The organism is Streptomyces sp. NPDC059787 (assembly GCF_042732315.1).
GTDB classification, from domain to species: domain Bacteria; phylum Actinomycetota; class Actinomycetes; order Streptomycetales; family Streptomycetaceae; genus Streptomyces; species Streptomyces atrovirens.
In genome coordinates this window covers 25,812-37,952 of sequence record NZ_JBHWHX010000025.1, presented here as the reverse complement: position 1 = coordinate 37,952, position 12,141 = coordinate 25,812, and the positions used below count along the sequence as shown (strand labels likewise).

Genomic DNA, 12,141 nt, shown 5'->3' with positions numbered 1-12,141 from the left:
TTTCTTCAGCAATTGCGATAAACCTTAAGGGAGTTCACACATGTCCGAGCACATCGACCGACCCTCCGTCACCGTCCTCGGGCTCGGCCCGATGGGCCGCGCGCTGGCCGGCGCCTTCCTGGACGCGGGGGTGCGCACCACCGTCTGGAACCGCACGCCCGGCCGGGACGCCGAGCCGGCCGCCCGGGGCGCGGTCACGGCGCCGTCGCCCGAGGAGGCGGTCGCCGCCGCCCCGCTCACCGTCGTCTGCGTGGTGAACTACGACGCCTCGGACGCCGTACTGCGCCAGGACGCCGTCACCGCCGCCCTCAAGGGCCGTACGGTGGTGAATCTGAGCGCCGACATCCCCGACCGCGCCCGGGACACGGCCGAGTGGGCCGGCCGGCACGGCATCCGCTACCTGGACGGGGCGATCATGACCCCGACGCCGACCATCGGCACGGACGACGCGGTCTTCCTGCACAGCGGCCCCGAGGAGCTGTACCGGGAGCACGGGCCCGTCCTGGCGGCGCTCGGCGGCAGCCACACCCACCTCGGGGAGGAGATCGGCCGCGCGGCGGCGTACGACGTCGCACTGCTCGACGTCTTCTGGACGGCGATGGCCGGCTACACGCACGCCCTCGCCGTGGCCCGCGCGGAGGGCGTCACCGCGACGGAACTCGCTCCCTTCGCCCAGGGGATCGCCGCGATCCTGCCCCCGCTGTTCACCGAGTTCGCGGCCGACACCGACGCCGGCACGTACTCGGGCGAGCTGAACCCGGTCACCTCGGCCGCGTCGACCATGGCCCACATCGTGCACGCCTCCGAGGCGCACGGCATCGACGCGAGCGTGATGCGCGTGATCGAGGGCCAGGCCCGCCGGGTCATCGCGCGGGGACACGGCGGGGACGGCTTCACCCGGGTCGCCGAGGTGATCGGCCGCCACTGACGGAGCACTAGAAGGGCAACTCCCGCGCCCGCACCACCTCCAGCCGGGACACCGCCCGGGTCAGCACCACGTACAGCCGGTGCAGCCCCCGCTCCTCCGCCTCCGCGATCGCCGCGGGTTCGACGGCCACCACGTGGTCGTACTCCAGGCCCTTGACGACGCTCGCCGGCACCACGGCCACGCGTGCGTCCAGCGCCTCCGGACCCGACGCCTCCACCCCCGCCCCGGCCAGCGCCCGCCGCAGCCGGGGCACGTCCGCGTCCGCCGCCACGACGCCGACGGACCCTTCCCGCTCCAGCGCGTCCCGTACGGCGGCCACGACCGCGTCCGGCACCTCACCCGGCGCGGCGACCCGCCGGGTGCGCAACTCGCCGTCGCCGCGCAGGGAGCGGGCCGCCGGGACGTCGACGTCGAGGCGTTCCAGGAGCCGGTTGGCGAGCGTGACCACCGCCCGCGGCACCCGGAAGCCGGTGGTCAGCGGGACCACGGCCGCGTCCGGCTTCCCCAGGTGCCGCAGCACCGCCGGCCACGAGCGGGCCGCCCAGGGGGTCGTCCCCTGCGCGAGGTCGCCCAGCACGGTGAGCGAGCCGAAGGCGGCCCGGCGGGCGATGGCCCGGCACTCCATCGGGGAGAGGTCCTGGGCCTCGTCGACCACGACGTGCCCGTACCCCCCGGGGTGCTCGACCAGCCCGGCGGCCTCGTCGAGCAGCACCAGGTCCGCGGCCGACCAGCGCGCCGACTTCCACGACCGCGGCGGCCCCGCCCACAGCACCGCTTCCTGCTCGTCGGCGTCCAGCACCCCCTCGGCGGCGACGGCCAGCGCCTCGGGAGCGCCCAGCAGTCCCGCCACCACCTCCTCCGCCCGCGCACGCGGCCACACGGTGTCGACGTACGCCGACACCGGCCGCGACCGCTCGATCCGGCGCACCCAGGCGGCGCCGCGCGGACCGCCGCGCCGCTCGGCCCGCTCCCGCACGGCCCGCACGATCCGGGCCCGCACCCGCTCCCGCCCGACGCCGTACGGCGGTTCCCCGGCCCGTACGTCCGTCACGATCCGCGCCAGCTCCTCCTCCTCGACCCGCCAGCGGTACGAACCGTCGGGCACGGCGAGGGAGCCGGCCCGATCGGTGCGCACCCGCGCGTACAGGGCCCGGCGCAGCACCTCGGCCATCCGGGCGTCGTGCTTGACGACGGCGGCGCGCTCGTCGTCGGTGCCGGTGACCGGGTGCCGGGCGATCTCCTCGGCGAGGGTCGACTGCCGTACGCCGGTCTCGCCGAGGGCGGGCAGGACCTCCGAGATGTAGGAGAGGAAGGTGCGGTTGGGGCCGAGGACGAGCAGTCCGCCGCGCCGGATGCGCTGCGGGTGGGTGTAGAGCAGGTACGCCGCCCGGTGCAGGCCGACGGCGGTCTTGCCGGTGCCGGGGGCGCCCTGCACGCACACGGAGAGGCCCAGGTCCCCGCGGACGAGGTCGTCCTGCTCGGGCTGGATGGTGGCCGCGATGTCCCGCATGGGGCCGACGCGGGGCCGCTCGATCTCCCGGGCGACGATGCCGCCGGCCCGTTCCTCCCCGCGCTCCAGGTGTTCGTCCTCCAGGCCGGTCAGGTCGGCGGAGTCGCCCCGGCTGCCGGGCGCCCAGCCGAACCGCCGGCGTACGGCGACGCCCTGCGGGTCGCGGGCGGTGGCCTGGTAGAAGGCGCGGGAGACGGGCGCCCGCCAGTCGACGACGAGGGGCGGTGCGGCGGGGTGCTCGGTGATCCGCAGCCGTCCGACGTGGTAGCTCTGCTCCGAGTCGCCGCTGTCGCCCCGCGCGAAGTCCAGCCTCCCGAAGAACAGCGGTCCCGGGGGCAGTTCCCGCAGCTCCTTGGCGTGGCTGCGCAGCCGGTGGCCGAGGACCTCGGCGTCGGCTCCGGAGGCGGAGACGTCCTCGCCGGTGACGACCCGCTCGTCGGCGCCGTCGGCCATGGCGGCGAGGGCGGTGCGGCAGCGGTCGTGGTGGGTGCGTTCCCGGTCGAGGGCGGGCTCGGGTGGCGTCATTCCACCGAGCGTACTAAATAAAGCAACCGAGTCACATTTTTTACTCAGTATCGTTCACTCGGTCCCGCAATCGCGGCAGCGTCTCCGCCAGCACCCCGAACGCCCGCCCGGCCGCCGCCACCGCGTCACCCCGTACGTCGTCGATCCGCTCCCCCGCCGCGATCCGCCGCCAGTTCTCCTGCGCGAGGATCCGCCGTACGGCGATGATCTGCCCCGCCGCCAGTCGCGCGTCGAGCCCGCCCCCGAGCGCCCCGGCCAGTGCCTCCTCGGCCCGCTCCAGATACCCGTACAACCGTGCGACCAGCGCCGGTGTGCCGTACAGCAGCGTGTGGAAGGCCAGCACCTCGGGATCGTCGTTGAGCCCGGTGACCGGATCGCACCGCCGGAGCCCGTCCAGGAAGTGCCGCCGCAGCGCCTCGACCGGCGTCGGCCCCTGAGCGGCCACCCGGGCGGCCTCGCCCTCGTGATCGGCGATCCGGTACAGGACGAGGTCCTCCTTCGCCGGGAAGTACCGGAAGAGCGTCGGCTTGGAGATCTCGGCCGCGGCCGCCACCTCGGCGACGGACACGGCGTCGAAGCCACGCTCCAGGAAGAGCCGGATGGCGGTGTCCGACACGGTCCGGTACATCCGCCGCTTCTTGCGCTCCCGCAGGCCGGTCTCACTCATGCGGCGAGCCTACGCACCCGGCCTCCAGGACGGCGGCGGGCGGCCCGGTCGCGGCGGCCCCGGTCAGCCCGGCGAGGCTTCACCGGTCTTTCCACGTGCCTCGCACCAGCGCACGAGAGCGTCCGCGACGCGGTCCGGGGCCGGCACGGATTCGAGCCCCAACGGGACGGCGGCCCCGGCCAGGACGCGGCTCAGCTTCCTTCCCGTGCCCTCCAGCTGTCGTCGGCCGGTGTCCCGTCCGGGGGCCAGTGACAGGGCCGCGCGGATGACATCGGTGAACACCGACTGGGCCTTCTTGAAGTCCATCAGCAGCCCCAGATCGCGCCGCCAGCCCTCCGAGCCGCCGGGGCGGACGTCTTCGACGGTGCTCACCCAGTACCGGGTGAGCCTGCGGGCCTGCCACTCCGGATACCGCATGAGATACAGGTGGGTGGCCAGGTCGTAGAGCGGGTCGCCGACCATCGCGAGTTCCCAGTCGATGGTCCAGAGCCGCTGCCCGGGGTCGACGATGAAGTTCTCGCGGTGCAGATCGGCGTGGAGGAGGCAGAAAGGCCGCTCCGTCAGGCCCGACACGTGTTCCCTGAGGTTCTCGAAGGCGTCACCGTCCACTCCGATCTCCTCGAAGAGCACCGCGAACTCGTCGAGGTTCGACAGGTAGACGTTCTCCTCGGTGAAGGAGACGAGCCGATCGAGGAACCCGTTGGTGTCACCGTCCCGGGGGCGGTCCCTGGCTTCACAGCGCCGCTTGACGACGAGCGTCTCCGGACTCACCCCGGCCAGCTCGCGGAAGAGACCGACGACCTGCCGGAGCAGCGGGCCGGGAATCGGAAGACCGGACCTCCTCAGCGCGCCCAGCGTCCGGCCCTCGATGAACCGCTGCAGGCGCAGGCCGCCGAACTCCGTGATTCCCGGGATGCTGCCGATCCGACCGCTCAGCGCGGTCAGGAGCTGCTCCTCCGAGTCGAAACACCGCCGGTCGAACCAGAGCAGACCGGCGCGCGGCTCCCGGCACTTCCATCGTGTCGTCGAGGGCGCCCCCGCCTCGTCGCCCAGGGGAAACACATAGGTCTCGTGGTGATAGCCCTGGAGCGGCCCCTCGACCGCACCCGGATTCCCGCACGCCTCGATCGCGTGCTGCCGGGCAAGGGAAGGTGTTTCGGCTGACATGGGCCCGTTTCTCACGTGCTGGACCCTTCCGCGGGTTACAGAAGTGGCAGTACGTTACCCCCGCCACCGCCGTGCTTCCCGCCGGACTCGTCTGTTCACCGCACGCGTTCCCCCCGAAGGCGCCCCGGCTCACGGACGGTCCCCCGAGGCCCCGGGCCCTCAACGGCGGACCAACCGGAGAACCGGTTCCAGCGAGTCCACGACCACCGTGGCGCCCGCTTCGCGCAGGAGTTTGTCCTTGTGTTCGTTGCGTGCGTAGCCGAGGAAGGGGACGCCGGCCGCCTGTGCGGCGAGCAGGTCCGTCGGGGTGTCGCCGATCATCAGGGCGGTCGCGGGGGCGGCGCCCATGGCGTTCAGGGCCCGGTTGACGCAGTGGGGATCGGGTTTGAGGAGGCTCAGTTCCTGGGTGCGGCCGTATATGTGGGGGGCGAAGCAGGCGCCGAGGCCGCGGGAGGCGAGGTACTCGCGCACCACGCGCGGGGAGTTGTTGGTGGTGACGGCCAGCCGGGAGCCCACCGCGGTCCAGGTGCGGATCAGTGGATCGGCGTACGGGGTGGGCATCGCCGAGGCGGTGGCGCGCAGCTCCTCCTGGGTGAGCCGCTCCTCCAGTTCCGCGACCAGGTCGCTGCCGGGGTGCCGGCGGTCGACGGCGTGCAGGAGCACCTGAGGGTCCAGGGATTCGCGTTCGGCGTCCGTGAGCAGGCCGTGCAGGCCTCGGCTCTCCAGCCAGGACGCCAGGTCGTTCGCCACCCGTTCCGCCGAGTGGCCCGCGAACAGGCGGCAGACGGGACCGTCGAAGTCCCACAGCACCACCCGGGCGTCTTCGGTCAGCTGCCGCAGTGCGTTCGGTTCGTCGTCGGTCCCGGTCTCGTTCCGCTTCTCGGCCGTCACCGCATCGGTCTGCTTCGTATCAGAAGTCACTAGGAGAGTGTCAGGTCCGTCGTGATGGTTTCCCAGAGGGCGTCGAACCACTTCTGGGATTCCTCCACGAACGCCCGCTCCCGCCGCCCGTCCCGCTTGGCGAAGGGGAAGAGGAGGGACTGGGAGCCCAGGGCGTCGTACATCTCCAGGGTGTGGCTCTCCCACTCCTCCTCACGTCGGGTCAGCATGTAGTAGCCGATCAGCGCCTCCTCCCCGTTGAGCAGGTACAGCTTCACCGGCGGGGTGAACGGCAGCGCGCGGAAGGAGACGTGCACGTCGACGCCGTGGGTGGCGCGCAGGGCGAGGAGGTTGTGCTGGAGCACGCGGGCCTGGGCGTTGCGCTGGGCCAGCCACCGCTCGTGGACCGGGTCGTCGTTGCCGTCCCGGCCCTCGACCGGGACGGGGAAGGCCAGGTTGATCCGCCGGGAGGGCAGCAGGATGCGTACGTCGACCGACTGGGGGCGGGTGCGGCCCTCGTGGATGTGCCGGACCGGTTCGCTCAGCGCCAGCATCAGGCTCTCGGCGGTCAGGCACACCGCGTCGATCCGTACGTGGGCCGTCGAGAACGCGTCCGTCAGGCGCGGCGCCAGTCCCACCATCGTCGGCTGGGGTTCCTCCAGGGCGGGGGCCGGTTCGGCGATCCGCGGCGGGCTGCCCTTGCCGAGGTTGCTGAGCAGGCCGTCCTCCCGGAGGGCGTGCAGGGCCTGACGGACGGCGCCGCGCTCCACGCCGAACTCCTCGGCCAGCTCCGCCTGGGTGGGCAGGCGGTCGCCCGCCTTGAGCTCACCGGACCGGATGCGTTCCCGCAGGATGTCGGCGATCTCCTGCGGCGAGACTCTGCTGCTGCCGTTCACTGACACGTTCTCCTGGGTCACGACCAAACGCTACAACTTTGATCCATCTGAAGGGAGTTGTTTGAAAGTTGTTTGTGAGTAGGGACCAAGTGGGGACAAACTCTATAGGGTTGGCTGCCAACTTCTCCAAGTTGGCAGCTCTCTGGTTCCGCAGCCCCGCCCCGCGCACCCGAAGGAGGAACACGCCATGTCCGTCCTCGCCCTCGCCTTCGCCGTCCTGGTCGTCACCGTCGAACAGCTCGTCCAGTGGAAGTACGGCGCGGCCGGCATCCTCGGCCTGCTGCTGCTCACCATAGGCATCAGGGCCAACCGGCCGGGGGTCAGCTCCGCCGGAGCGGTCCTGCTCGCGCTGCTGGTGGCGAGGCCGACCCTGTGAGAAGTCACCGCCGCACCCGGACCCGTGGGAGACGTCAGCCCGTGAGCACCAGCTCCGAACTGATCGTCTCCCACAGCGCGTTGAACCACATGTGCGACTGCTCCACGAACGCGGTGTCCCTCGGGCCGGGCCCCTGCTCGAAGCCGAACAGCAGGGACCGGATGCCCTGCGCGTCGTACGTCTCCAGGTACTCCTGGTCGATCTGCGCCTTGCTGCGCGCCAGCGTGTAGTAGGCGAACAGCGCCTCCTCCCGGTTGAGCAGGTACAGCTTCACCGGAGGGGTGAACGGCAGCGCGCGGAAGGAGACCCGCACGTCGATGCCGTGGGTGGCGCGCAGCGCGAGCAGATTGTGCCGCAGCACCTGCCCCTGGGCGTTGCGCTGCGCCAGCCACCGCTCGTGCACCGGGTCCTCGTCGCCGTCGCGCCCCTCGACCGGCACCGGGAAGGCGAGGTCGATGTCCCGGCCGGGCAGCAGCACCCGCAGGTCGACCTTGGCCGGTTTCAGCCGTCCGGAGTGAATCCGGCGCAGCGGCTCCCCGAGGGCCAGGGTGAGGGAGATCGAGGTCAGGCAGACGGCGTCGATCTCGACGTGCTCGGCCTCGAAGGCGGCGGTGATCCTGGGTGCGAGGCCCACGGTGGTGGGCAGCGGGGGCGCCGAGGGGCCGGTCGGCGCCCTGCCGGGGCCGGCGGCGACGGTCGCCGGGGCGCCCTTGGAGACGTTGGTGAGCAGTTGCTCGGACTGCAGGATGCGCAGTGCCTGGCGCACCGCGGGGCGCTCCACGCCGAACTCGGCGGCGAGCTGGGCCTGGGTGGGCATGCGCTGACCCGGCTGCAGCGCCCCGGACCTGATCCGTGCGCGCAGTTCGTCGGCCACCTCGCGGTGTGTTCTCCGTGGCCGCTGTGGCTTCTTCCGTCCATTGACGGAGACGTGTTCCGGATCCACGACAGAACACTACAACTTCCCGCCATCTTCGGGCAGTTCAGCGAAGGGTGGTTATAAGCCTCTTCCAATTGGCTATAACTAAGAGCAAGTTGGTAACCAACTCCTACAACCTGGTTGGCAGACCCAAGGGTTGGCCAGCAGGGGAGGGACCGGGAGCCACGGACAACAAGGGGGACCGCCATGCCGCTCATCGCCATCGCCCTCGCGGCCCTGGCCATCGGGTTCGAGCAACTCGTCCAGTGGAAGTACGGGCCGATGGGAATCATCGCCTTCGTCGCCCTCACCGTGGGCATCAAGGCACGCAACACCACGATCAGCGGCATCGGCGCGGTCATCCTCGTGATGCTGCTCGCCCAGTCCGGCTGACAGCACACCGCACGGACCGCCGGCCGGGCTCCCTTCCGGAGGGGAGCCGGGAGTCCCGCCGACGGGCACCACCCGCACAACAACCACAACCACAACCGAACAGCTCGCTACGGATGAGAACCCACCCGTCGTCGGCGGAAGGAGGCAGGCGGCAGGAGCGCGGGAGCGACAGCGCTCAGAACACGTCCGGGCACCACGGTCGCCTGGAAGTACGCAGCAGGGCGTCGGCCTGACGGGCGGCGCCCGCTCGTTCTTCCCGGACCCGGCCCAGCGCGGCCAGCCGCACCGCGGACTCGTCCCCCAGCCACAGCACGGACAGCTCGGCGACGTCCAGCGTCAGATCGGCGCTCTCACCGGTCGGCGCACAGACCCCGGTCCCGTCCGCGGACGCCTCGAGGCGGTAGCGCCCCCCGGCCAGTCCGGCCCGGTCGGCCACCTCCAGCACCAGCGACCCCGCGGCCCCGTACGTCCGTGCCTGAAGGGCCCGTACGACGTCCAGCATCCGCACCCACATCCAGTCCGCCTGCGTGGTGACGGCGGCGGCGCGCGGGTCCGGCAGGAAGTGCGGGAGCAGATCGTCGGGCGCCCGCCAGCCGCTCCTCACCTTGACCACCCAGTCGACGGAACACAGGTAGAGCCACAGCGCGCGCTCGGCCGCCGGGGTCACCCCGGTCAGCCACTTCACCCGCACCGTGTTCAACGGCTGCTTGGCATCGCCCCAGTTGTCGTCCGCCGTGTAGGCGACCATGCCCTCGACCTCGCCGCCGGCCGAGCGGTACACCGCGTAGTACGGCTCGTGGAAGACCGGATGGAAGCGCACGGCGCCGGTGGTCGTCCGCCACCACAGCTCGTCCCGGCTGACGGCACCCGGCTGGATGCGGCGCAGCCGCTCGTGCAGCTCGGGGCCGAACTTGCGGACGTCCTCCGCGTCCACGAGGTCGACCCGGCCGCCGTCCTCCGGGCCCGCCCGGCGCGGGTCGAGACCGGCGCGCGGCACGTCGATCGTCCACTCGGTCGCCGTGGTGGCCGGGCCGAAGCCGTACCGCCCGTAGATCGGGTACTCGGCCGCGATCAGCGTGGCGACGACGTCCCCGCGCTCCTTCGCGGCGGCGAGGTCCCGCTCCATCATCCGGGTCAGCAGGCCGCGCCGCCGGTGGGTGGCGGTGACGGTGACGTTGGTGACGGCGTCGGCGGGCACGGTCGCCCCGCCGACCACCGTCAGCTCCTGCGCGAAGGACCGGAACGTCGCGACGCACCGCCCGCCGTCGAAGGCCCCCGTCGACCGGCCGGGCGTGAACTGCGCCCGGCGCGCGTCGATGATCTCCTCGGACAGGGTGGGCTCCCGCAGGAACCCGACGTTCATGGCCCGTTGCCAGTCGGCGAACTCGGACTCGGTGATCGGACGTACGTCGACGTCGGCGCGGGAGGTCATGGGCTCACGGTAGGTCGGCCGCGCGCCGGGTGTCGAAGAGGTTTTCCCCCGGCCCGCTCACACGAGCAGGTCGTCCACCTGCGCCTCCCCGTCCCGGTACCGGCGCGCGATCTCCGCGCCGCACTCGTCGGCCGTACGCTGCAGCCGCTGCCGTCGCCGGGACACCTGCTGCTCGCAGAGCACGAGCCGCCCCATCGCGGTGTTCAGCTCCCCGTCCGTGCGGGCGCCCAGGTCGGACAGCTCCACCTCGGCGAGCGTCTCGGCCGCCAGCCGCCGGTACTCCTCGCCCTGCGGCGTCCCCAGCGTCACGTGCCGGGCGGAGGAACGGTGCCGGGCCGGGGTGTCCCGCAGGATCTCCCCCAGCCGCTCCACGACGGACGCCTCCCCCGGCGCGACGACCGAGGGCGCCTCCTGGGGGAGACGCCGGGCCAGCTCCGCCCGCAGGATGTCGATCCGCCCCTGCAGCAGCCGCCGTACGTAACTGAGGTCGGCCTCGTCACGCTGCGCGTCGCGCCGTACCGTCCGCAGCTCGGCCAGGCTGAGCACGATCAGATCGTGCACCGCCCGGTCCTCGGGCAGCACCGGGCTGTCCGTGCGCTGTGTGGGCGGCCGGCAGAACTCCCGTTCCCCGATTCCCGCCTGGGCCGACGGGACAGCCCCGAGTGGTTGTCCGATCCCTGGTGTGCTCATATGCCTCAACCGTCCCCTCGACCGGCATGTGCCAGCATCGTGCCACCCCGAGCGGCCACATTGTGAGCGAGTGCCCCCGATCCGCCCCAGATGGGCGTTAAGGAGTAAAAATAGCCCGGCCGGGGTCCCCCGTGGGCCGCCGTCGGCCGTCTGTTCGCCGACCGGCATGATGGTCGTATGCGAGCAGTGGTGCAGAGGGTCGACGGCGCGAGCGTGGTCGTGGACGGCGAGACGGTGGGGGCGATCGAGGGCGAGGGGCTGTGCGTCCTCGTCGGCGTCACCCACGGGGACACCGAGGAGAAGGCGGCGCAGCTCGCCCGCAAGCTCTGGTCGGTCCGGATGCTCCAGGACGAGAAGTCGTGCAGCGACCTCGGCGCCCCGCTGCTGGTGATCAGCCAGTTCACCCTTTACGGCGACGCCCGCAAGGGCCGCCGCCCCACCTGGAACGCCGCCGCCCCCGGCGACGTCGCCGAGCCGCTGGTCGACGAGGTGGTCGCGCGACTGCGCGCGCTGGGCGCGACGGTGGCGACGGGCCGCTTCGGCGCGAAGATGAGCGTGTCGCTGACCAACGACGGCCCGTTCACCGTCCTGCTGGAGCTCTGAGCCGTACGGCCCGGGGCTGATCCGTACGACCCGGGGCTGATCCGTACGGCCCGGGGCCGATCCGTACGACCCGGGGCCGATCCATACGACCCGGGGCCGATCCATACGACCCGGGGCCGATCCATACGACCCGGGGCCGATCCATACGGCTCAGGGGCCGATCCGTAAGGCTCAGGGGCCGATCCGTAAGGCTCAGGGCTCGACGACGGTCTCCTGCGCGGCGGCCGTGTCCCCCGCGAGCAGCCGCGCGTCCACCGGCACGTTCCGCTTCACCAGCGCCAGCGCGACGGGCCCCAGCTCGTAGTGGCGTACGGACGTGGTGACGAACCCGATCTTCCGCCCGTCGGGTCCGTCGTCCGCGAGCCGGAGCTCGGTCCCCGCCACCGGCAGGTGCACCTCGCTGCCGTCCAGGTGCAGGAAGACCAGCCGGCGCGGCGGCTTCCCCAGGTTCTGCACCCGGGCGACCGTCTCCTGCCCCCGGTAGCAGCCCTTCTGCAGGTGCACGGCGGTGCCGATCCAGCCCAGCTCGTGCGGGATGGTGCGGTGGTCGGTCTCGAAACCGAGCCGCGGCCGGTACCGCTCGACCCGCAGCGCCTCGTACGCGAGGATCCCGGCGGCAGAACCGGCCTTCTCCGCGTACGACTCCAGCTCGCCGCGCGGCAGGAACAGGTCCCGCCCGTACGGCGTCTCGCGGACGGCGGCCCCCTCGGGCACCTCCGCGATGGACCCGGCCGGCAGGTGCACCACCGCGATGTCGGCGGTGCGGTCGGCGACCTCGACCCGGTAGAAGAACTTCATCGACTCCAGGTACGCGATCAGCGCCTCCTGGGTGCCGGGCTCGACGTGCGCCCAGACCGTCTCCCCGTCGTCGACCAGGTACAGCGCGTGCTCGATGTGGCCGTTGGCGGAAAGTATCAGCGCCTCGGTGGCCCGGTGCGGCGGCAGGTCGCTGACGTGCTGGGTGAGCAGCAGATGCAGCCAGGCCAGCCGCTCCGGACCGGAGACGGTGACGACCCCGCGGTGGGACAGGTCGACGAAACCGGTGCCGTCGGCGAGGGCGCGCTGCTCGCGGAACAGGTCGCCGTAGTGGGCGGCCACGCCTTCGTCCACGCCCTCGGCGGGAACGGCGCCGGGCAGGGTCAGCAGGGGGCTCTTCATA

General features: G+C 72.2%; 13 protein-coding genes. 4 read left to right on the top strand and 9 right to left on the bottom strand.

The window, feature by feature from the left end; translation table 11 throughout:
- Positions 1-40 precede the first annotated feature (40 nt).
- Entirely contained in the window at positions 41-928 is an 888-nt protein-coding gene (locus ACFV5H_RS23155) for an NAD(P)-dependent oxidoreductase (protein WP_385050564.1), read from the top strand.
- Between the two features lie 7 nt (positions 929-935).
- On the opposite strand, the gene ACFV5H_RS23150 is transcribed toward ACFV5H_RS23155, so the two are convergent.
- The 5 genes from ACFV5H_RS23150 to ACFV5H_RS23130 all read right to left on the bottom strand — a co-directional run bounded on the left by ACFV5H_RS23150 (position 936) and on the right by ACFV5H_RS23130 (position 6,599).
- Positions 936-2,963 (bottom strand): HelD family protein, encoded by a 2,028-nt coding sequence (locus tag ACFV5H_RS23150; RefSeq protein WP_385197071.1) that lies wholly within the window; start codon positions 2,961-2,963, stop codon positions 936-938.
- Positions 2,964-3,003: 40 nt separating this feature from the next.
- On the bottom strand, positions 3,004-3,630 hold the full coding sequence (locus ACFV5H_RS23145) for a TetR family transcriptional regulator (protein WP_385050561.1): 627 nt from the start codon (positions 3,628-3,630) through the stop codon (positions 3,004-3,006).
- Between the two features lie 63 nt (positions 3,631-3,693).
- Entirely contained in the window at positions 3,694-4,797 is a 1,104-nt protein-coding gene (locus ACFV5H_RS23140) for a phosphotransferase (protein WP_385050559.1), read from the bottom strand.
- A 159-nt stretch (positions 4,798-4,956) separates the two neighbouring features.
- Positions 4,957-5,718, bottom strand: coding sequence for an HAD family hydrolase (locus tag ACFV5H_RS23135; protein ID WP_385050557.1), 762 nt, complete (start codon positions 5,716-5,718; stop codon positions 4,957-4,959).
- On the bottom strand, positions 5,718-6,599 hold the full coding sequence (locus ACFV5H_RS23130; protein WP_385197070.1) for a GntR family transcriptional regulator: 882 nt from the start codon (positions 6,597-6,599) through the stop codon (positions 5,718-5,720). Before ACFV5H_RS23130 ends, ACFV5H_RS23135 begins: the two co-directional genes overlap by 1 nt.
- Before the next feature lie 160 nt (positions 6,600-6,759).
- Between ACFV5H_RS23130 and ACFV5H_RS23125 the strand changes: the two genes are divergently transcribed.
- Complete coding sequence (locus ACFV5H_RS23125) at positions 6,760-6,948, top strand: hypothetical protein (RefSeq protein WP_385197068.1); 189 nt, start codon at positions 6,760-6,762, stop codon at positions 6,946-6,948.
- A 34-nt stretch (positions 6,949-6,982) separates the two neighbouring features.
- On the opposite strand, the gene ACFV5H_RS23120 is transcribed toward ACFV5H_RS23125, so the two are convergent.
- Positions 6,983-7,891, bottom strand: a complete 909-nt coding sequence (locus ACFV5H_RS23120) for a FadR/GntR family transcriptional regulator (RefSeq protein WP_385197066.1) — start codon at positions 7,889-7,891, stop codon at positions 6,983-6,985.
- A gap of 180 nt (positions 7,892-8,071) precedes the next feature.
- Here ACFV5H_RS23120 and ACFV5H_RS23115 point away from each other — a divergent pair, with 180 nt between their 5' ends.
- A complete protein-coding gene (locus ACFV5H_RS23115) occupies positions 8,072-8,257 on the top strand; it encodes a hypothetical protein (RefSeq protein WP_030864209.1) in 186 nt (61 codons plus the stop codon).
- Between the two features lie 175 nt (positions 8,258-8,432).
- Here ACFV5H_RS23115 and ACFV5H_RS23110 read toward each other — a convergent pair whose 3' ends face one another.
- Positions 8,433-9,689: a GNAT family N-acetyltransferase gene (locus ACFV5H_RS23110; protein ID WP_385050549.1), complete on the bottom strand. Its 1,257-nt coding sequence runs from the start codon at positions 9,687-9,689 to the stop codon at positions 8,433-8,435.
- A gap of 57 nt (positions 9,690-9,746) precedes the next feature.
- Complete coding sequence (locus ACFV5H_RS23105; protein WP_385050548.1) at positions 9,747-10,379, bottom strand: aerial mycelium formation protein; 633 nt, start codon at positions 10,377-10,379, stop codon at positions 9,747-9,749.
- A 177-nt stretch (positions 10,380-10,556) separates the two neighbouring features.
- Here ACFV5H_RS23105 and dtd point away from each other — a divergent pair, with 177 nt between their 5' ends.
- Positions 10,557-10,982 carry a D-aminoacyl-tRNA deacylase gene (dtd, locus tag ACFV5H_RS23100; RefSeq protein WP_385197064.1) on the top strand — a complete coding sequence of 142 codons (426 nt, stop codon included), beginning with the start codon at positions 10,557-10,559 and terminating at the stop codon, positions 10,980-10,982.
- A gap of 192 nt (positions 10,983-11,174) precedes the next feature.
- On the opposite strand, the gene ACFV5H_RS23095 is transcribed toward dtd, so the two are convergent.
- Positions 11,175-12,140, bottom strand: coding sequence for a YgfZ/GcvT domain-containing protein (locus tag ACFV5H_RS23095; RefSeq protein WP_385197061.1), 966 nt, complete (start codon positions 12,138-12,140; stop codon positions 11,175-11,177).
- Position 12,141 lies beyond the last annotated feature (1 nt).